Genomic DNA, 20925 nt, shown 5'->3' on the forward strand with positions numbered 1-20925 from the left:
ACCGGCTCCGGGTCACCTCACGGAGCGAGCCGGTAAGCGTTCGTGATCGTCTCGCGTACGGTGTTGCCCCCCGTGTCCTTGAGGTCCACCCGGAAGGACACGGCCTTGGCGGTCGCCGGGTGGTTCACGCTCACCGAGCGCGCGCCCCGCGCGTCGGTCGTCACGGTGAGCGGCTTCCAGGTCCGGCCGCTGTCGTAGGAGACCTTCACGGTCAGCGCGGCGACCTGCCCGGCCGCGGCGGCTGCGCCGCTCAGCTTCAGCGGCACCTTGAGCGTGCTGCCCGCCGGAGCCGTCCCGCGCAGGCTCAGCTTCGGCGCGAGCCGCACCGTCGACAGCGGCAGCTTGACCGTGTCGTCCGACGTCGGCCGGGCCGAGGTGAACGTCCACACCCCTGCCACCTTCGTACTGGTGGAGGTGTCCGCGGCGGAGCGGCTCGCCTCGACCGTCAGGCGGTACGCGGCGGAGGCGGCGGGGACTTCGGCGCTCAGCCAGTCCGTGGCCGGGCCCTCCCCGAGGATCCGCCCGCCGGATTCCAGCCGGGCGAAGCCGCGCGTGACGATCGAGGACCCAGGGTTACCGCTGCCGTCGTTGAACAGCGGGATCCTGGTGTCGATGTAGTCGCCGGTCCGATTGGCACCTTGCTCGTCGGGACCGCCCGCCGCGAGATCGGGGCCGACCACACCGGTGTTGAACTTCAGCGCGTGGCTGGAGCCCGGCTTGTAGGTCACCTCCTTCTTCGTGTACTGCATGCGCACCTCCTCGCTGCGGGAGTCGAGCTGTGCGGCCGTCCAGGACCAGCGCACCCCGGTCGTACTGAGGTAGTGCGTGGTGGCCTGCGGCAGCTTCTGCTCCTGCGGTTCCGGTATGCCGACGCCGCTCCCGAGGTCGTCCAGCGGCGTGATGTGGACCAGGCCCTTTGCCCCGGTGACGGAGGCGCCGAAGCCGAGCTTCACCTCGGCGACCTCGGCCCGGGTGACGGTGCGGTTCAGGCCGGTGAAGAAGCTCCCCTTACGGTTGAAGGCGAGCCGGTAGTCGACGTTCGCGCCGGCCGCGCCGGGCCTCTTCCACACGCCGTTGAACTGGGCCCGCATCCTGTCGGACGCCGGACCGAGGGCGGCGGTGCGGATCGGCGGCACCCCGTTGGTGGACCAGGAGTTGAACGCTCCCACAGCCAAGTCGTAGTAGCCGACGGTGGAGGTGACGAGTTTCGCGGCCGGATCCGGGGCCTTCACGGCGAGCGGCTTCGCCTTGCGGGAGTCGAGAGTGACCGTGATGTTCCGGTTCACTTCCAGCACCGGCTGGACGAAGAAGCCCAGCTCGTTGTCCCGGGCGAAGACCATGCTCTCCAGCTGGTAGGACCCCTTGGGCAGCCGCTGGACCACCGTGCCGTTCGCGCGGTAGGGGAGCTCCATGGGCCCGCCGAGCCCGTCGCCCGGGGTGATCATCGTCGTGTAGGTGGGCGGGTTCGCCCCGTCGGCGTCGATGTGCCGCACCGTGACGTCGTACGACTCCACCTCCCGTTCGACCACGAGACCGGTACGCACCTCCTGGCCGTCTCCCGACGCCAGCACCGTGCCGCCGAACACGCCGTCGACGGTGCCCTTGCGCGTGTCGGCGGTGACCGTGGTCTTCGCGGTGCCGCCGGCCGGAACGGTGAGCTGGGCGTCCTTGATGGTGAACATGCCGGCCGGGGCGGGGCCGCCCGACGGGCCGGCCCCGGAGGCACTCAGCCGCAGGGTGACGGCCCGGGTGCCGTAGTTGCGGTAGGTGAGGGTCTTGGAAGCCGGCCTGTCGTCCGCGTGCGGCCAGGCGTGCGTGCCGAAGGCGAGGGAGCCGGGCTCGGAGACGACCACGGCAGTGGCGGCGCGTGCCAGGTCCACCCGGCCCGCGCCCTGCTGATGGGCGTTCAGCAGCGGGTTGGGCTTGGCCGAACCGGTCAGGAGCGCCTTCAACCGGGCTCCGCTCCAGTCCGGGTGCTGCTGGAGCACCAGGGCGGCGGCGCCCGCCACGTGCGGAGAGGCCATCGACGTGCCGGACTGCGCCACATAGCCCTCACCCGGGGGCTGTTCGCCCTGCGTGGTCAGGGCGGCTGTGATGTCCACGCCGGGGCCGGTGATGTCCGGCTTGGGCGTGCCGTCGAGGTTCGGGCCGCGGCTGGAGAAATCGGCGATCTGGTCCTGCTTGTCGACGGCGCCCACGGTGAGCGCCGCAGGGGCGCTGCCGGGCGACCAGATGCTACGGGGACCATCGCCCGAGTTGCCCGCGGCCACCACGAACAGGGCCTTGCCGGAGAGCCGGGCGATGGCCGCCTCCATCGGGTCGACCTCCGGGCTGTCGAGGGCGCCCAGACTCATGTTGACGACCCGCGCGCCCTGGTCGACGGCCCACTGCATGCCGGCGACGATGCCCGAGGTGGATCCGAAGTTGTCATCGCCCAGGACCTTGCCGTCCAGCACCTTCACGCCGGGCGCCACGCCCTTGTAGCGGCCGTCGGACTTCGCGCCGCTTCCGGCGAGGATGGAGGCCACGTGCGTTCCGTGCCCGAAGCGGTCCTTGACCACGGGGGACTCGCTGAAGTTCTTCTGCGCCACCTCGACGCCCGCGAGGTCGGGGTGGGTCTCGTCCACGCCCGAGTCCAGGACAGCCACCTTGATGCCCTTGCCGGTGTAGCCCGACTCCCACATGGCGGCCGCACCGATCTGCGGCACGCTCTCGGCCAGGGTGCCCCGGACCTTCGCGTCCAGCCAGACATGGGCGACGGGCCGCGCGGCGGCGGCCGTACCTCCTGACGTACGGGCCGAAGAGCGGCCTGTGACGGCCGCCCACAGCGCAGGCGCACCGGCCTTGGGCGCCTCGAAGGCCTCCCCGCCGACCGCAGGCAGCGCACGGCGCTCCCGGACGACCAAACCCGCGAACGGGTCGCCGCCTGCGCTGAAGTCCCTTGCTCCGGTGCGGTCTTGCCGGTAGCCGACGATCAGCGGCAGCGTGGTGCGGTGCGCGTCGTCGTACCCGTCCCGGACCAGCTGCGCTACGTCGAAGAGCTGCCGGTCGAGCACGCCGTCGGCGACCAGGCGCAGGGCGTCCTGTGGGACGACGTACGTGTGGCCGGCCTCACGCCGCACCGAGAAGCCGATCTCCTCGCGGCCCTTGCCGCGCGCAAGCCGAACGACCTGGCCGTCGGAGCCGACGTCCACGCGGTCACCGGTGACCAGCGTGACAGTCGCCGGTGGCTTCGGTCCCTCCTTCGCGGCGGAGGCAACGCCTCGCGCCGGCAGGCCGCCGGCGGATACCGCCCCCGTGAGCAGCGCCCCGGCCGTCAGCGCGGCAAGTGCCGCCGTTCTCGCGCGTACTGTGGATCCCACTCGCGTTCCCCCGCCTTTTTGTGCATGCCAATGCGTTCTCCGCTACCACGCGCGTGGGACGCGTGTGGTTCTCGGCGGCGCGCTCGTACATCGGTGGGGGCGAGAGGGCGCAGACAAACCGAACGGCGAGGGCTCCCGGCGCGAGAGATCATCGCCATGTCAAAAGGAGACGTGAGTGCGCGCGTGCACGGCGAGACGCTCACCGACTCGGCAGTGGTCCTCCTCGGTGAGGTCGCACCGCTGCCTGTTGGGTCGACGACTTCGAGGGATATGCCGGGGACGATGCCGCCCTGAGCGAGGCGTACGCGTACGACTTCACCGGCTCCGAGTACACCGGCCTAGGCAAGCCGACACGAACGGGCCGGAAATGAGGACGCCCTTCAGCGAGTTCCGCCCGGGCCCGGAGCTTCGGGCCCTAGTCGTCCACCACCGTGGACCTGGCCAATGCCCAGAGGGTGAGGAGGTCGAGTGTCATCACGCTGATCGACCACAGAGGGTAGAAGGGGATGAACATGAACTGGGTGATCAGGCTGACCGCTGCCAGTGCCGCGCCGGCCCCTCTGCCCCAGTCTTTGCCGAGCAGTACTCCCAAGCCGGCGGCGACGAGCCCGATGCCGATGACGATGTGGATCCAGCCCCAGGCCGTCAGACTGAACTCGTAGGTGTAGTCGGGGGAGCTGAAGAGGGTGTCGCGAGTGACGCCGACGACGCCGAGAAGGATGCTGAGCGTCCCGCTCAACTCCAGCGCCCAGCCGGCGAAGAGGGCAAGGCCCCCGCCCAGTAGCCGCGCGCTGCTCTGGGGCTTCTGGACCCCGCCGGTTGCCTGTGCCATGTCACGGCCCTTCCACACGATGTGATCACGCGGGAGACCGCCGTGGCTGGGGCGGCCGCGTTGTAACGACGGTCCCAGCCTTCCCCCACCGCCCGCCCCCGGCGACCGCAGCAGGCCGTCTGGGTGAGGGACACCGCGCCGGGACATGCCCGGGAACCCACTTCACGAAGTCGGCAGTACGGCCGTAGCCATGTCGACGATGGTGTCCGGGTCTGCTGTGGCGTCCAACTCGGCTCCTCGCTCGTGCGGTTCGAGGGGCTCGAGGTCGGCGAGCTGCGAGTCGAGCAGCACCTCGGGCATGAAGTGTCCCTTGCGGTGGCCGATCCGCTCCGCCAGCAGCTCGGGGCTGGCTGTCAGGTGGAGGAAGAACACGTGAGGACAGGCCGCTCGCAGCGTGTCACGGTAGCGTCGCTTCAGCGCGGAGCAGGAGACCACGCAGCCGGTGCCGGCCGCGTCCCGTTCGTGCAGCCGGCGGCCGATGGACTCCAGCCAGGGCTGACGGTCCGCGTCGTCGAGCGGGATACCGGCCGACATCTTCGTGATGTTGGCCGGCGGGTGCAACTCGTCCGCCTCCGCGAAGGGGATGCCCAGCCGCTTGGCGAGCAGTCGGCCCACCGTGGACTTGCCGGTGCCGGCGACTCCCATGACCACGATGCACGCGGTGCGGGGCTCGGCGCTGGGGGACATCACACGCTTGGACCTTCTGAACCGGCCGGGTACTCCTCCAGTGGTACAAGGTCCCTCTCCCAGGCGGACAGTACGGGTTCGAGGACCCGCCACGCTTCCTCGGCCTCGTCGCCGCGGATGGACAGGGCGGGATCTCCCTTCAGGACGTCCAGCAGGAGCCGCCCGTAGGCAGGCATGCCCGGTGGTTCCATCTCCGCGGTCAGCGAGAGCGGAGTCAGCTCGTCGGCATGCGAACCGATGCCGGTCAGATCAAGGGCCAGCCCTTCCGGTTCGAGCTCGAAGCGGAGCACGTTGGGCAGGGCTTCTCCGCTGTGTCCGAAGGGCAGGTGAGGTACGGCGCGAAAGCGCACCGCCACCTCCTTGCGATCCGCCCCGAGCGCTTTGCCGCTGCGGAGCCGGAAGGTGGTACCGGCCCAGCGCCAGCTGTCCAGTTCCAGTTCCACCTCGGCGAAGGTCTCGGTACGGCGCTGTGGGCTGACGCCTTCCTCGTCGACGTAGGCGGGAATGTCGCGCTCGCCGATTCTGCCGGGCAGATAGCGTGCGCGCCGCGTGCGGTGCACGACGTCGTACTCGGTCAAGGGCCGCACGGATCGCAGTACGTCGACCTTGCGGTCGCGCAGGTCCCGCTCGCCGAGGGTGATGGGCGGCTCCATGGCTACCAGGCAGAGCAACTGCAGGAGGTGGTTCTGGAGCATGTCCTTGAGCGCCCCGACGTGGTCGTAGTAGCCGGCCCTGCCTTCCAGCGTGAGGGTCTCGTCCCACACGATCTCCACTTCGGCGATGTGGGTGCTGTTCCAGATGGGCTCCAGCACCCGGTTGGCCAGACGGCTGCCGAGTACGTTCTGGACCGTCGTCATCGCCAGGAAGTGGTCGACCCGGAACACCGCCTGCTCCGGCACGAGGTCCGCGAGCAGCCGGTTGAGCTCCTGCGCACCGGCCAGGTCTTCGCCGAACGGCTTCTCCAACACGATCCGGCTACCCTCCGGCAGACCTGCCCCATGCAGTGCCGTGACCACGCGGGGGAAGAGTGCCGGAGGGAGGGCGAGGTAGACCGCGACCGGGCCGTCACCGGCGATGGCCGCGGCGACATCGGCGGGTTCGGTGACATCGCACCGCAGGTAGTGTGCCGAGGCCGCGATCGCCTTCTTGGCATCGTCCGGACCGGGTCCGCCGTGACGGTCGAGCTGGGCGGCGATCCACTCCCGGTACTGCTCGCTGCTCCAGTCCTCCCTGCTTGCGCCGGTCAACTGCAGCCGGTCGCCGAGGTGTCCTGCCGCCTGGAGGGCGGCCAGCGCCGGCAGCAGGTAGCGTGCGGTGAGATCGCCTGTCGCGCCGAATACGGCCAGCCGGTTGATCATCCTTGTCCGCCCGCCTTCGCTCGGGCGAGGTTCACGCCACTGGCGATGATCCCGATGTGGCTGAACGCCTGAGGGAAGTTGCCCATGAACTCTCCTGTGACCGGGTTGATCTGCTCCGACAGCAGTCCCAGCGGGCTCACCCGGGCGCACAACGAGGCATACAGCTCTTCGGCGTCTTGAATCCGGCCCTGGCCGATCAGGTTGTCGACCAGCCAGAAGCTGCAGAGCACGAAGGCGCCCTCGTCGCCGGCCAGACCATCGGGGGACTCCTTGTGCAGGTATCGGTAGACCAGCCCGCCGCCCGCCGAAAGGCGTTCGGCGATGGCGGTGGTGGTCGCCACCATCCGTGGGTGATCAGCCGGCACCACATGGCGCAGCGGGAGCGCGAGCAGGCTGGCGTCGAGAACGCCGCCGCCGTCCAGGTGTGCGCTGAGGGTCTGCCCGTTCTCGTCCCAGGACTGCTCCAGGATGAGCTGACGCAGTTGGTCGGCCGAGGCGCGCCACTGTGCGATCCGCCCGGGCAGGCCGAGCCGCTCACCCATCTGCGCGGCCCGGTCCAGGGCCACCTGACACAGCCCGGCCGAGTACGTGAACACCCGGCCCTCACTGCGTACTTCCCAGATGCCCTGGTCCGGCTGGCGCCAGGCCCGCTCAGCCGCGTCGGCCAGGTTGGCCAGGCTCGCCCACAGCTCGGTCTGGATCTCGCCGCCGGAGCGCAGCCACTGGTCGGCGCAGTCCAGAATCTCGCCGTAGACGTCATGCTGGCGCTGGTCAGCCGCTCCGTTGCCCCAGCGCACCGGGGCTGAGCGCTGGTAGCCCTCCAGCTCGCTGTCCTCGACCTCGTCCGGCACCGGACCACCCCGGAGGTCGTACATGATCCGGGGCTGTCCGCTGTATTCGAAGGCGTCGAGAACCCAGCCGAGGAAGGCGTCGGCCTCGCCGCGGAAGCCGATGCGGCGCAGGGCGAACACGGCGAAGGCGGCGTCGCGGATCCAGGCGTAGCGGTAGTCCCAGTTGCGGATTCCGCCGATCGGTGCGGGCAAAGACGAGGTGGGGGCGGCGACCAGCGAGCCGTTGGCCCAGTCGTCGCACAGTTTCAGCGTGATCGCGGCACGCCTGACCAGGGGTTCCTCGGGACCGTCGTAGTCGAAATGCTTCATCCAACGGCGCCATGCGTCGGCGGTTGCCCGCAGTGTCGCGTCGGTGTCGAGGCGGTGGTGACGATGGAAGCGGCCCCAGGACAACACGAGATCGAGGCGCTCGCCCTGGTGCAGGTCGTGTGTGCTGTGCAGGCCGGCCAGGGGACGGTTGGAGCGTAGATGAAGCCGCAGGTCCGGCCGCCGGAGCGGGCGCACTTCCAGTCCGCTGAACAGGCCCCGCGTCTGCGCGCCGCCGCGGGGCTCCAGGTCGGCTCGCAGGCGGACGTGCCCGGCCAGCACGACCGCCGAGCGCACGAGTTCGGATCGGCCGGCGGGTGTGTCATCGGTGAGGTCGGCGCCGGTGCGCAGGGCCAGGGCGTCGGTGATGCGCACCAGGCCGGTGGGGCTGCGCAGTTCGGTTGTCAGGACGCCGGTGTCCGGTTCGTAGCGCTGCCGCGCTTCCACCAGGTCCTCCGGCGCCAGCGTGAAATGCCCGCCTCGTGCGTGGTCCAACAAGCCGCAGAACAGGGGTTCGGCATCGAAGCGGGGCAGGCACAGCCACGAGATGGAGCCGTCCAGGCCCACCAGCGCGGTGGTGGTGCCGTCCCCGATGAGGCCGAGGTCCTCCAGCGGCAGGTAACCCTCCCGCCTGCGGACCGGCCGGAACGGTGGATCGGGATCGTGCATGCCGCCTCGCTTCCAAGGAGGGCGTCTAGAAGAGGACTTCTGGACGAGGACTTCTAGAAGGTGATCATCACCTTCACGACGTCTTCGAGTTTCTTGTCCGCGACCTCGAAGGCCCGCTCCATGTCATCGAAGCGGAACTCGTGGGTCGTCATGTGCGAGGGATCGATGCGCTCTGTCTCCAGCGCCTGCAGTAGTCGCTCCATGCGCAGTCTGCCGCCGGGGCAGAGTCCCGTCGCGATCGTCTTGTCGGCCATGCCGACGCCCCATTCGACGCGCGGGATGCGCACGAATTCGCCTTCGCCGAAGTAGCCGGTGTTGGAGATCGTGCCGCCGGGCTTGGTGATCTTGACGGCGGTCTGGAACGTCACGTCCGCGCCGAGCGCCTCGATGGCGGTGTCGACCCCCTGCCCATGGGTCAGCTCAAGGATTCGCTGGGCAACGTCCTCCTTGGAGAAATCCACGATCTCGTCCGCGCCGTACATCCGCGCGAGCTTCTGCCGGCTGGGGACCGATTCGACCCCGATGACGAGTCCGGCGCCACGGAGCCTGGCCCCTGCTGTCGCCATCAGGCCGACGGGCCCCTGCGCGAGGACGGCCACGGTCCCGCCCATCGGAATGTTTCCGTGCTCCGCGCCCATGAATCCGGTGGAGATCATGTCGGCGCAGTAGACGGCCGCCGCGTCGGAGATACCGTCGGGGATCTTCGCAAGGTTGGCATCGGCGTCGTTCACGTGGAAATACTCAGCAAAGACTCCGTCCTTGGAATTCGCGAACTTGAAGCCTCCGAGCGGCGCGCCGGACTGCGAGGGGTAGCCGTTCTGGGAAGCCCGGTCGCCCCAGTCGGGAGTGATGGCGCCGACCAGCACACGGTCGCCGGGCTGGAAGTCTCTTACCTCGCTGCCAATGGCATCCACGACACCCACTGCCTCATGTCCCAGCGTCAGGTCCTGCCTGGGACCGATGCCGCCCTGGACGGTATGGGAGTCGGACGTACAGATGAGGGCCCGGCTCGTCCGCACGAGCGCGTCGCCGGGACCCAGCGGCGGAATGGGCTTTTCCATGAAACCCACACGCCCGATTTCCTTCATCACGAATGCCTTCAACTTCTCTGTCCCTCCTGTCGGTGCGTCGCCACCCCGAGGAGGGCGGCGCTGGCCGAATCGCGCGGTGGCCGGTCGTGCGGCTTCTGCTCTGGCATTCCCGGGAGTCGTGACGGATCACGATGCCACTCTCCGAGAGCGATGCCTTTCAGCGAAAACAGAGGGCCGCTCGGCGCAGACCGGGTTTCATCAGGCCGAGCGGTCTGTCGGCGCCTATGACATCGCCCGGCCGGTGCCCCGACCGCCCTACGTTTCTCACGACATGTCTGATCACGTCTGGCCGCGGACCACGACGACGGAACTGTGCGCGTGGTGGAGCAGCGCCTGACTCACCGACCCCAGGAGCAGACCTGCGAACCCGCCGTGCCCCCGCGCGCCGACGACCACGAGCTGGGCGTTCCTGCTTCTCTCGATCAGCACCTCCCGGGCTTCGCCACTCGCCACCTCGCGCCTGACCCTGACATCCGGTTGCTTGTCCGCGTGCCCGGCGAGCGCCTGGGCCAGCAACCGCTCCGCAGGCTCGACTCCGGTACCGGCCGGCGCGTGGTCCGGGAGCCATACGTGCACGGCGGCGATCTCGGCTCCGCGCAGCGCCGCCTCGGCAAAGGCAAACTCGACCGCCGCCTCTCCCGCGGGGGAGCCGTCGACACACAGCACGATCGGGCCGGCGTCGGTCGACTCCTCACGGGCCACCATCACCGGGCACGGGCTGTGGGCCGTCAAGGACGCCGCCGTCGATCCCAGCAGCATGCCGATGAAGCCCCCCACCCCACGGGCACCCACGACCAGCAGCTCCGCCGCCTGCGACTCGGCCTCCAGCACGGACACCGTGTCGCCGGGCACCATGGCCTCCGTGACCGTCACCTCCGGGGCCACGCTCCGCGCCAGGTCCGCGGCCTCGCTGACCAGGCGATTGAGCGGCGTGGTGTCCAGCGGCGCGTACATAGGTCTGACCGGCCAGTTGAGGGCGTACACCACGCGCAGTTCCGCACGACGTCGCTGGGCCTCCCTGGAGGCCGTCTCCACCGCGGCGAGACTCGACGACGAGCCGTCCGCTCCCACAACCACCAGGTTGCCCATCACTCCTCCATGGCTCGATCCCCCCTGCGACGTCAGTACCGCTGTGCCTTGGCGAGACGGGGAGTGAGTTGTGCGTCCGCAGGCTGGCGACTGAAGGCGATGGGTTGTTGCTTCGCGCCCGGTTCGAGGTTCTCCGCGCCGACGAATCTCGTCTCGACGACCTTTCCGGAGGAGTTCTCGAAGTCGATCTGCACGGCGTACGAGGCCCTGTCGGCGGTCTTGTTGGTGATCGTGACCAGCACGGCGAGCAGCCCACTCGTCTCGTTCCTGGGCAGGCCCTTCATGCCGACCTCGGACACCGCGTTGCCGCGTCCCTCGACGTCCTTGAGCACCTTCTGCGCGGTGGCACCGGCGCGGGCGGCCTCAGCCTCAACGGATGCCTCGAACTCAGAGGCGCGGACAGACGCCGAGGAGGCCGCCGCCGAAGCCGAAGCATGAGCGGACGCGATCGCCGAAGCGGCCTCGGAGGCCAGCGCCGACGGCGGCAGTCCGGAGAAGGACGCGGCATTGGGGCTACTCGTGGTCGGCGCGGGCGAGGAGCCGTTGTCCTCATCGTCGCCGCATCCAGTGATGGCAACGGCGGACAGAGCACAGCCGAGTGCCGCTACGAGGGCTCGGTGGCCGGCTCTGCCCGCGCGGCCGGGGTGGTCTCGCAGCATCCTGTCGTCCTTGCGCCTGGCCGGATGGATCCCCTCCATCGTCGGCGTCACACCGGCGGCACGTCGATTCGGCTTGGGCCGTTCGTATGGCAGCGATGACTGGAGGCCGAGCCGGGCGGGCCCAACCCGTCAAGCGCTGGCGTTGTCGCATGACGCGGGCGGGCTCGACCTTTCGCCGAGCCCGCCATACCGGCTCCATACCGGAGCCGGACTCGTGTCACGCCGTCAGCGCTGCCGTGTCAGCAGACCCGGCCGGTAGGGCCATTGGCCGTAGTCGCCGCCGGAGTTGGGGTCGCGTCCCTGGTAGAGGAACTGCAGGTTGCAGGGATCGACGGTGAAGGTCTGATCGGCGCTGGCGCGGATCAGTTCGCCATGGCTGATGTCGTTGGTCCAGGTGGCGCCACTGTTGGCCTTGCCGGCGAAGGGGTTGCTCTCGGTCGCGGCCTGGGGTGTCCATGGGCCGTTCAGACTGGTGGCCGTGAACGAGCGGAAGTAGCGGCCCTGCGAGCCGATCGCCTCGACGATCATGAGGTAGCGGTTCTGGCCCTGGAGCTTGTAGACCTGCGGGGCTTCGAACAGGTTGTTCCTCGTATCGCTCATGATCGTTGTGTAGTTCGAGCCGAAACTGCCCGGGAAGTTCCCGATCGGCATGCTGGCCCGGTAGATCTTGCCGTTGTCACCGGCGAAGAACAGGTACATGTTCGTGCCGTCAGCGATGAGCGTCTGATCGATGGGTCCTGTTCCGGAGTCGGGGAGGCTTCCGGAGAAGAGAGGCTGCTCTGCTGACCAGCCATTGGGGTTGGTCGGGTCGCTCGACGTCCGGTAGGAGAACGCGGTCCGACCCCACTGATAGGCGAGCACCCAGATGTTCTTCGGCGCGAAGTAGAAGAGCGTGGGCGCGACGGTGGAATTCGACATCGTGTTCTGGCTGGCCGAGGCCATCTCCGGCCAGTTGGTGAACAGGCCGAAGTTCATCGAGCCCCAGCCCGATCCCTGTCCCACGCCGTGCGTCGTCGCATAGACGAGGTGTTTGCCGTTGTAGGGGGCGACGGTGAAGTCCTTGAGCGAGGCCCACCCAGCCTTGGGCTGCGCCAGCGCGCCCGTCGATGTCCAGCGGTATGTCGACGGAAGATCGCACTGGCCGGGGTCGCCGCCGCCGACCTTGACGAGCTGCCACTGCTGGTTGGTGCCACCCCAGTCGTCGTACTGGACGACGTTCGCGTTGTCGGCGGTGGAGCCGCCTTGTACTTCGAGTGCCTTGTTGCTGTGGCGCGCGATGAGCCTCACGTAGCCATCCGGGCTGTCGGCCAGCCGGAACTGCTGGTTGGTGCCGTTCAGGTCGGCCCACTGGACGATCGAGCCGCCGTTTGCGGTGGAGAAGTTGTGGACGTCCAGCACCTTGCCGGAGTGGCGGGACTTGATGCGGTAGTAACCGCCGCCGGAGTCGACGAACTGCCACTGCTGCTGGTTCTGATCGTTCCTCGTCCACTGGGTGATGCGGGCGCCGTCGCCGGTCGCCAGGTTGTAGACGTCCAGGGCCTTACCGCTGTTGCGGTTGACCAGCACATATGAGGCGTTGGGGTCGACGGTCGCCGCACTGGCCGGCTGAGCACCGAGGAAGGTAGCCACGAGCAGCAGGGGCGCAAGGACGGCTAGTAAGCGTCTGAGACGGACCGGGGATGGGTGGCGAAACCACATCAGAGGGCCTCCTTTGGGGGGTGGGGGTGAGGTGACCCCGATGAACCGCAGAGCGGACGTGCCGGAGGGCAAGGTAATCTCGAATGTTTCGAGGAATTCCCGGATGCTGTGACGCCACAAGCTAGGAATGTGGGGCCCTCGGGTCAAGGCCTGTCGCCGATCTGTCCACAAACAGCGCCTCCCCTTTGGACTTGACCAGCTGTCGCGCCGACAGGGAGCCCGGAAAGTTTCGGGCGGGGAACCGAAACTTCTTGTGCGAGGAGTATTGACGACTCATCGTCAACACCTCAATCATCCGTGTCTGAGGAAGCGGCCATGGTTCGAGATATCGAATCGCGTAGGCCCTGAGCAATCTGTGCTGCACGGCAGATCCGCGCACCAATGCACCAGCACCTGCGCCACCCCGTTTCGTTCCGGTGAGGTTCGCACCAGCGCATCCTGGCTCGTCGCGCAGTCGGAGAGGTGCGCGACGCCGCGTGGCGGTCCCCCGGCTGAGCCGCGATGGAGGTACCCCCATGCCTGTGTCGAAACACTGCCGCCGCCCGCCGCCCGCCGCCAGCCGTACGCCGCCCGACGGCCGACCGGGTTTCTGCCCGTCCCGTCCGTCTGCCGAGTGGGAGCGGACGACGCGTCCCCCTGCGTTTCAGTCCTTCCGTGATTTCTACCTTGGAGGCAAGTCATGGGCTCGTATGCCCTTCCCAGATCCGTTATCCGCCGGAAGATGCGCGGCCTGCTGTTGGCGCTGGTCGTCGGCGTCCTCGGTACGGTCGCCGCACTGGTCGCGCCGCCGCCCGCACACGCCGCCGAGAGCACGCTCGGCGCCGCGGCGGCGCAGAGCGGCCGATACTTCGGCACCGCCATCGCCTCGGGCAGGCTGGGCGACTCGGCGTACACGTCGATCGCGAGCCGCGAATTCAACTCGGTGACGGCCGAGAACGAGATGAAGATCGACGCCACCGAACCGCAGCGGGGCCAGTTCAACTTCGCCGCCGGTGACCGCGTCTACAACTGGGCGGTGCAGAACGGCAAGCAGGTGCGCGGCCACACCCTGGCCTGGCACTCCCAGCAGCCCGGCTGGATGCAGAGCCTCAGCGGCAGCAACCTGCGCCAGGCGATGATCAGCCACATCAACGGCGTGATGGCCCACTACAAGGGCAAGATCGCCCAGTGGGACGTCGTGAACGAGGCCTTCGCCGACGGCAGTTCGGGAGCCCGGCGCGACTCCAACCTGCAGCGCACCGGCAACGACTGGATCGAGGTCGCCTTCCGCACCGCGCGCGCCGCCGACCCGGCCGCCAAGCTCTGCTACAACGACTACAACGTCGAGAACTGGACGTGGGCCAAGACCCAGGCCATGTACAACATGGTCCGCGACTTCAAACAGCGCGGCGTCCCGATCGACTGCGTCGGCTTCCAGGCCCACTTCAACAACGACAGCCCGTACAACGCCAACTTCCGCACCACTCTGCAGAGCTTCGCCGCCCTCGGTGTGGATGTGGCCATCACCGAGCTCGACATCCAGGGCGCCTCGGCCACGACCTACGCCAACGTGACCAACGACTGCCTGGCCGTCCCGCGCTGCCTCGGCATCACCGTCTGGGGTGTGCGCGACAGCGACTCCTGGCGTCCGCAGCACACGCCGCTGCTGTTCAACTCCGACGGCAGCAAGAAGCCCGCTTACACCGCCGTCCTCAACGCACTCAACGGCGGCTCCTCCACGCCCCCTGAGGGTTCCGGACAGATCAAGGGTGTCGGTTCAGGCCGCTGCCTGGACGTGCCGAACGCCAGCACCACGGACGGCACCCAGGTCCAGCTGTGGGACTGCCACAGCGGCACCAATCAGCAGTGGACGCAGACCGACGCCGGCGAGCTCAAGGTCTACGGCAACAAGTGCCTGGACGCCGCCGGCACCGGCACCGGCGCCAAAGTCCAGATCTACAGCTGCTGGGGCGGCGACAACCAGAAATGGCGCCTCAACTCCGACGGATCCATCGTCGGCGTCCAGTCCGGCCTCTGCCTCGACGGCGTCGGATCCGGCACCGCCAACGGCACCCTGATCCAGCTCTACACCTGCTCGAACGGCAGCAACCAACGCTGGACCCGCACCTGATGGGGCCTGCCACAAACGAAAGGGTGAGTCGATTGAAGTCCTACGGTGCGGCTTCCCCCGCCCCTCCACGCGGACATCGCTGGTGGTCCCGGGTCGCCGCCGTGGTGGCGACGGCGCTCGCGATCGGCATGCTCGGCGCGGTGAACCCGGCGCCCGCCGAGGCGGCGACGGTGGACACCAATGCCTGGTACGTCCTGGTCAATCGCACCAGCGGCAAGGCGCTGGACGTCTCTGACACGTCCACTGCCGACGGCGCGCGGGTCAGCCAGTGGACGCGCCACGACGGAGCCAACCAGCAGTGGCAGTTCGTGGATTCCGGCGGCGGCTTCTACCGCCTCAAGGCCCGGCATTCGGGCAAGGTTCTCGACGTGGCCGGTGCCTCGACCGCAGACGGTGCCGCGATCCAGCAGTGGGCCGACCACAACGGGGCCAACCAGCAGTTCCGCCTGGCCGACTCCGACGGGGGCCACGTCCGGCTGATCAACCGCACCAGCAACAAGGCGGTGGAGGTGCAGGGCGCCTCCACGGCCGACGGCGGCAACGTCGTCCAGTACTCCGACTGGGGCGGCGCCAACCAGCAATGGCAGATGGTCAAGCTGTCGACCGGTGGCGGTGGCGGCAGCGGATGCGGCAGCGCCCCGACTCTGGCGAGCGGTACGCACACGATTCAAAGCGGCGGCAAGAGCCGCAGCTTCATCCTCAGGGTTCCCGCCAACTACGACAACAGCCACCCCTACCGGCTGATCTTCGCGTTCCACTGGCGCGGCGGAACCGCCAACGAGGTGGCCTCGGGCGGCACGAGCGGGACCGCCTGGTCCTACTACGGCCAGCAGGAACAGTCGAACAACGGCGCGATCCTCGTCGCTCCCCAGGGCCTCGGCAACGGCTGGGCCAATTCGGGCGGTGAGGACGTCACCTTCGTCGACGACATGATCCGGCGCATCGAGGCCGGTCTCTGTGTCAACCCGGCACAGCGTTTCGCCACGGGATTCAGCTGGGGCGGCGGTATGAGCTACGCACTCGCATGCAGCCGGGCGAACGCGTTCAGGGCCGTCGCGGTCATCTCCGGCGCCCAGATCAGCGGGTGCAGCGGCGGCACCCAGCCCATCGCCTACTTCGGAATCCACGGCATCAGCGACAACGTCCTCAACATCGGGCAAGGACGGTCCCTGCGCGACAAGTTCGTCGCCAACAACGGCTGCACTGCCCAAAGCCCGCGCGAGCCCGCGCCGGGCAGCCGAACGCACATCACCACCACCTACTCGGGCTGCCGTGCCGGATACCCGGTCCAATGGGCCGCGTTCGACGGCGGCCACATACCCGGTCCGGTCGACGGCTCCCCCAACGAAAGCGGCGTCACCACCTGGACCAAAGCAGAGATCTGGAGGTTCTTCGCACAGTTCCAGTGACACGCCCGCACCACGGAGTGGAGCCAGGATGACCCTGGCTCCACTCCGCCGACGTGGTGCAGCGCAAGTACTCCGCTGACCTGCGGATATGGCAGCCGTCGAGGCCCTGTCGGGACCGCTAGTTGACGCATCAATCACCGACATCTAGCGTAGATGACGCGTCAACCAAACCGTTTCGGGTCGAAGACCCGCGGACGCAAAGTTCCAGAAGGGGAGTCTCGTGAGTACCGAGAACAAGACCGGCCTCGACGCGCTGCTGACGCCCGAGCAGAGCGTGCTCGCCCTCATCGACCACCAGCCGTTCCAGGTCGCCAACTTGCACAGCCACGAACCGACGATGGTCATCAACAACGCCGTCGGGCTCGCCAAGGCCGCCAAGGTGTTCGACGTTCCGACCATCCTGACAACCGTCCTGGAGGAGCGCGGCGGCCTTCTTCTCCAGGATCTGCAGGATGTGTTCCCGGAGCAGAAGCCGATCAACAGGACCTTCATCAACACCTGGCAGGACGAACGGGTCGTGGATGCCGTCAAGGCGACAGGACGCAAGAAGCTGATCATTGCCGGCCTCTGGACGGAGATCTGTGTGGCCATGCCGGCGATACAGGCGGCGGGCGAGGGCTTCGAGGTCTTCGTCGTCACCGACGCGTCGGGCGGTGTCTCGAAGGAGGCCCACGACATGGCGGTGCAGCGCATGATCCAGGCGGGCGTGGTCCCGATCACCTGGATGGCCGTGCTGGGCGAGTGGCAGCGTGACTGGGCCCGCGAGAAGACCGTGCAGGGTGTTGCCGAGGTCCAGGCGCAGCACGGTGGTGCCAGCGGTGTGGCCTTCGCGTGGGAGATGCAGCTTCTCGCCACGCCCACCGGAAACGACGCCTGACACCGTCCACGGGTCGGCCCGCCGAGACGATCAGCGGGCCGACCCGGCAGCTGGGACGTCACGACGGCTGTGCTGATGACGCTATTGACGATGACTGCGGTCGTGGTGCGTGTGGCCGCTTCGCTCGTGGCTCCGGCACCCCAGTTGCCGCGTTTCAGCTCCTGCGCACGGTTGATCACCGCCGGGGTCCAGGGGATCTGCGGGTCGCACTGGGGGAGCGTACCGCTGGCCCAGATCAGAGCCGCAAGTGCGGCGATGCGAGCGGTTGGCTCCTTACCGTCGACGAGGACGTCACGGATTTCTTCAAGGAGGCCGGCCCGACGCCCGTTCTGGCCGTCCTTGAGGACGGTCATCTTGAAGAAGCCGAGTACCTTGCGGTTGTCCCTGCGAATGTCGCCGCGTGCGATGAGGCGTTCCAACAGGGGGTGACGGAGTCTCGGACCGATCGCGGGGAGCACCGTCTGCACGCCAGAAGAGAGTGTTCTCGCCCGCGATGACTCCGGACTCGGGTTGAAAGAGCAGGAGCAAGAGGTCCTCGGGCAGGATCGGGGAGCCAGGACCGGATGGTTCGTCAGGCTGCTGAGGCATGTGCCGGTCCCCTCTCCTGTGGTGTGAACTGCGAGCTGGCGAGTGCTCCACGGTATGTCGTACCCCTCCCGCGTTCGAGGGGCGTATGTGGCGCCTCACCATCAGTTCGGCGCCACATACCTCTCACTTCGAGAGGAAGTCGCGCAGCGCGGTGTTGACCTCGTCGGCGTGGGTCCAGAGCAGGCCGTGCGGCGCTCCTTCGACCTCGACGTAGTCGGCCTCGGGCAGTGCCTTGCGGAATCGGCGTGCCGTGGCGTCGATCGGGAGGATGTTGTCCTTCGTGCCGTGCAGGATCAGTGCGGGCTTGCCGCTCGCGCGGACCGCCTCGACGTCGCCGCGGAAGTCCTCGATCCATGCCGGGACCACGGCGTATGCAGCCACCGGGGCGCTGCCGATAGCGACGTTCCAGCTGCCGGTCACGACCTCCTGGCTGATACGCGTGCCGAGGTTCTCACCGAGGTTGTAGAAGTCCTTGTAGAACTGCGTGAACCACGCGTACCGGTCGCCCTTCGCGGTCGCGGCGATGCCGTCGAAGACCTCCTGTGGCACCCCGTCGGGGTTGTCGTCGCGGGCGACGAGAAACGGCTCGAGCGAGGCGAGGAAGGCGAGCTTCGCGACACGCTCATGACCGTGGCGACTCACGTAGCGGGCGAGTTCCCCGGTGCCCATCGAGAAACCGACAAGGACGACATCTCGCAGGTCGAGGGTCTCAAGAACCGTGTTCAGGTCAGCGGCGAAGGTGTCGTAGTCGTAACCGGAGTTCACCTTCGACGACTGGCCGAAGCCACGACGGTCATAGGTGATGACCCGATAGCCCTGGGCCAACAGCTCGCGCGTCTGACGTTCCCAGCTGTGCCCGTTCAGCGGGTAGCCGTGGATCAGGACGACCGGCTGCCCAGAACCCTGATCCTCGTAGTAGAGCTCGACCGGCGTACTGTTCTCCGTGCCTACGGTGATGTAACCCATGATTGATTTCCCCTCTGGCCGACGAAACAATTTCCGGCCCACATCTGTGTGTGAGAACTTTGTGTTAGGAGATGGTCTCACGCTTCGCCGAGCGTGGCTCGCGTGATTACTCCTATGTCGTCAGGTATCGGCTGACGGAAAACCCCGCCGTTCGCGACAAATTCGTCGCCATGCACCCGCAGATGGCGAGCGAACATCGGGCACAACGGCACGACGGTGACGTTTTCGCGAATGCTGTCTGTGAGTGCCTTGCTCACCAGCAGCGCAACCAGATCACGTTCACCGAAATCCTGACACACCTCGGTGTGGAAGAATATTCGTTCCTCGCTCGCGCCAGGTACGACGACGAAGTCGGCTGTGCCGACGGGTGTTTCGTCGGCGCGAACAATTGTGTAGGAGCTGATCGGGCCGGCGAGATCGAGCTCGACTGTCACGGATGCGCCGGTGTTGCCAGTCAATCCCTGAGTCATCTGACTGTCTGCTTTGCCGGAGCGGGGGTGTCGGTGAGCACGCGAAGCTGGTCGGCGTCGACATTGGCTCCGAAGGCGGGGGTGCCGGGTTCGAGCCGGACGCCCGCTGCGAGGTCGCCGATGGGGAGGGGGTCGAATCCGAGGGTGTCGATCAGCGCGGACACGACGGCGAGATCCTCGGGGGAGTCACCGGCGATCGCGATGGCCTTGCGTCCGAGGTCGCCGGCTGGACGAGCTTCGTCTTCGAGGTCGTGGTAGCCCATGTGGTTGAGGGCTTTCACGACACGTGCGCCCGTCAGGAACCGCTGAACGACTTCGCTCGAAGAGGCGTCAGGCGGGAGGACCCCGTCGCGGGGACCATCGATCTCCCACCAGTGGTTCATCGCGTCGATGACCAGCTTTCCCTCCAGCTTCGTAACCGGGAGGTCGCGGTGTTTGCCGAGCGGGAGAGCCAGGACCACCACGTCGGCGGCGTCCGCGGCCTGGGCCGGCCACACGGCGGTCGCTCCGGGGGTGAGGATTCTGGCGGTAAGCGCGATCTTGGAGGGGTCACTGGACCCTGAGATCAGAACCCGATAGCCGGCGGTGACCGCCAGGCGTGCCAGGACGGTGCCGACTTTCCCGGCTCCCAGGATCCCGATGGTGGTGGCAGGGTTGGTCATCGCGTGGCTCCCGCCGTGGTCGCGGGCTGCTCGGCCAGAAGTTCGCGGATCCGAGGGATGACTTGGGTGCCGTACAGCTCGACCGAGCGTAGACGTGCGGAGGCTGAAACGGTGCCGGCGGCGGAGTAGATCATGTCGAACCGGCCCGCGTTCAGGACCCGGATGGCATGGGCGATCCTGGTCGCGACCGTCTCGACCGAGCCGACATACAGCGACCCGCGGGCCACCTCGGCGTTGAATTCCTCCCGGCGGAGCGGCGGCCAGCCGCGCTGGCCCCCGATCCGGTCGCGGATCTCCTTGTACCCGGGGTAGAAGAGTTCCTTGGCCTCTTCGTCGGTGGAGGCGACGAAGCCGGGCGAATGCGTTCCGACCGGCTGTGCGGTCGTGCCGAACTCGTCGCTGGCACGCCGGTACAGATCCACGTAGGGCGCGAACCGGTCGGGAGCGCCGCCGATGATCGCGAGCATGAGCCGGAAGCCGTATTGGGCGGTGCGGAGCACGGAGTGCGGTGTCCCGCCAACCCCTACCCAGGTGTTGAGACGTCCCGAATCCGTCTTCGGGTACACGTCCGCATTGTGCAGGGCGGCGCGTGTGGTGCCGTCCCAGGTGACCGGCTTCTCGTCCAGGAGACGATGGAAGAGGTCGATCTTCTCCTCGAACAGCACCTCGTAGTCCTTGAGGTCGTACCCGAACAGGGGGAACGACTCGGTGAAGGAACCGCGTCCGAGGATCACCTCGGCGCGGCCGTTGGAGAGCGCATCGACCGTGGCGAACCGCTGGAACACCCGCACCGGGTCGTCCGAGGACAGCACCGTCACGCCCGAGGCGAGCCGGATGCGCTTCGTGGCTGTGGCGATGCCCGCCAGTACTGTCTCAGGGCTGGAGATCGCGTACTCGGGCCGGTGGTGCTCACCCAACGCGACAACGTCGATACCGACCTGGTCGGCAAGGACCGCTTCGGCCACCGCGGCGCGGATGGCCTGCGCGTGCGAGACGATCACGCCCTGGTCGTTTCGGGGCCGGTCTCCGAAGCTGTCGATACCGAACTCGATTCGCGAAACATCCATCGTGTTCACTCGCTCAACGCTTTCGTTGTGTCGGGGTGTGGCGATGCGTGGTTCGTGACGACCGGACGGGACGTCAGTCCCGGGCGACCTGAGAGGGTTCCCCACCGGCCAGGTCCCGCGACCGCAGCACCTCCGCCGATCTAGTTGACATGTAAACCTTGCCATCCCTGTGGT

General features: G+C 67.9%; 16 protein-coding genes and 1 pseudogene. 3 read left to right on the forward strand and 14 right to left on the reverse strand.

The genetic code is table 11. The features are described 5' to 3' along the window. Positions 1-17: 17 nt before the first annotated feature. From ACTWQO_RS22590 to ACTWQO_RS22630, 9 genes are all read right to left on the reverse strand, one after another. Positions 18-3362, reverse strand: coding sequence for a S8 family peptidase (locus ACTWQO_RS22590; protein ID WP_443239152.1), 3345 nt, complete (start codon positions 3360-3362; stop codon positions 18-20). 415 nt (positions 3363-3777) lie between these two features. Continuing rightward, a complete protein-coding gene (locus tag ACTWQO_RS22595) occupies positions 3778-4194 on the reverse strand; it encodes a DUF7144 family membrane protein (protein ID WP_443239153.1) in 417 nt (138 codons plus the stop codon). A gap of 162 nt (positions 4195-4356) precedes the next feature. After that, entirely contained in the window at positions 4357-4881 is a 525-nt protein-coding gene (locus ACTWQO_RS22600; protein WP_443239154.1) for a gluconokinase, read from the reverse strand. After that, a complete protein-coding gene (locus ACTWQO_RS22605; RefSeq protein WP_443239155.1) occupies positions 4881-6239 on the reverse strand; it encodes a glucose-6-phosphate dehydrogenase in 1359 nt (452 codons plus the stop codon). The genes ACTWQO_RS22600 and ACTWQO_RS22605 overlap by 1 nt, the downstream gene beginning before the upstream one ends. Beyond that, entirely contained in the window at positions 6236-8065 is a 1830-nt protein-coding gene (locus ACTWQO_RS22610) for a glycoside hydrolase family 15 protein (RefSeq protein WP_443239156.1), read from the reverse strand. Before ACTWQO_RS22610 ends, ACTWQO_RS22605 begins: the two co-directional genes overlap by 4 nt. Positions 8066-8118: 53 nt before the next feature. After that, on the reverse strand, positions 8119-9168 hold the full coding sequence (locus ACTWQO_RS22615; protein ID WP_443239157.1) for an NAD(P)-dependent alcohol dehydrogenase: 1050 nt from the start codon (positions 9166-9168) through the stop codon (positions 8119-8121). 267 nt (positions 9169-9435) lie between these two features. Then, positions 9436-10245: a universal stress protein gene (locus ACTWQO_RS22620; RefSeq protein WP_443239158.1), complete on the reverse strand. Its 810-nt coding sequence runs from the start codon at positions 10243-10245 to the stop codon at positions 9436-9438. A 32-nt stretch (positions 10246-10277) separates the two neighbouring features. After that, complete coding sequence (locus ACTWQO_RS22625; RefSeq protein WP_443239159.1) at positions 10278-10904, reverse strand: hypothetical protein; 627 nt, start codon at positions 10902-10904, stop codon at positions 10278-10280. A gap of 225 nt (positions 10905-11129) precedes the next feature. Then, positions 11130-12602: a non-reducing end alpha-L-arabinofuranosidase family hydrolase gene (locus tag ACTWQO_RS22630; protein WP_443239160.1), complete on the reverse strand. Its 1473-nt coding sequence runs from the start codon at positions 12600-12602 to the stop codon at positions 11130-11132. A 679-nt stretch (positions 12603-13281) separates the two neighbouring features. On the opposite strand from ACTWQO_RS22630, the gene ACTWQO_RS22635 reads away from it, so the two are divergent. The 3 genes from ACTWQO_RS22635 (at position 13282) to ACTWQO_RS22645 (ending at position 16998) form a co-directional block, all read left to right on the forward strand. Next, positions 13282-14712, forward strand: a complete 1431-nt coding sequence (locus ACTWQO_RS22635) for an endo-1,4-beta-xylanase (protein WP_443239161.1) — start codon at positions 13282-13284, stop codon at positions 14710-14712. Positions 14713-14813: 101 nt separating this feature from the next. Next, positions 14814-16121 carry an RICIN domain-containing protein gene (locus tag ACTWQO_RS22640; RefSeq protein WP_443239254.1) on the forward strand — a complete coding sequence of 436 codons (1308 nt, stop codon included), beginning with the start codon at positions 14814-14816 and terminating at the stop codon, positions 16119-16121. A gap of 220 nt (positions 16122-16341) precedes the next feature. Beyond that, the gene (locus tag ACTWQO_RS22645; RefSeq protein WP_443239162.1) at positions 16342-16998 is read left to right on the forward strand and encodes a hydrolase; all 657 of its coding nucleotides are present in this window, start codon (positions 16342-16344) and stop codon (positions 16996-16998) included. A gap of 125 nt (positions 16999-17123) precedes the next feature. On the opposite strand, the pseudogene ACTWQO_RS22650 reads toward ACTWQO_RS22645, so the two are convergent. The 5 genes and pseudogenes from ACTWQO_RS22650 to ACTWQO_RS22670 all read right to left on the reverse strand — a co-directional run. Further along, positions 17124-17465 (reverse strand): annotated as a pseudogene (locus ACTWQO_RS22650) (GPP34 family phosphoprotein); the annotation flags it as partial. Positions 17466-17709: 244 nt separating this feature from the next. Continuing rightward, positions 17710-18552 (reverse strand): alpha/beta fold hydrolase, encoded by an 843-nt coding sequence (locus ACTWQO_RS22655; protein ID WP_443239163.1) that lies wholly within the window; start codon positions 18550-18552, stop codon positions 17710-17712. A 77-nt stretch (positions 18553-18629) separates the two neighbouring features. Then, positions 18630-19022 (reverse strand): GNAT family N-acetyltransferase, encoded by a 393-nt coding sequence (locus ACTWQO_RS22660; protein WP_443239164.1) that lies wholly within the window; start codon positions 19020-19022, stop codon positions 18630-18632. After that, positions 19019-19684, reverse strand: coding sequence for an NADPH-dependent F420 reductase (locus tag ACTWQO_RS22665; protein ID WP_443239165.1), 666 nt, complete (start codon positions 19682-19684; stop codon positions 19019-19021). Before ACTWQO_RS22665 ends, ACTWQO_RS22660 begins: the two co-directional genes overlap by 4 nt. Continuing rightward, complete coding sequence (locus ACTWQO_RS22670; protein ID WP_443239166.1) at positions 19681-20751, reverse strand: LLM class flavin-dependent oxidoreductase; 1071 nt, start codon at positions 20749-20751, stop codon at positions 19681-19683. The genes ACTWQO_RS22665 and ACTWQO_RS22670 overlap by 4 nt, the downstream gene beginning before the upstream one ends. Between the last annotated feature and the right edge of the window lie 174 nt (positions 20752-20925).

The organism is Streptomyces sp. 4N124, from assembly GCF_052245395.1.
GTDB lineage: Bacteria > Actinomycetota > Actinomycetes > Streptomycetales > Streptomycetaceae > Streptomyces.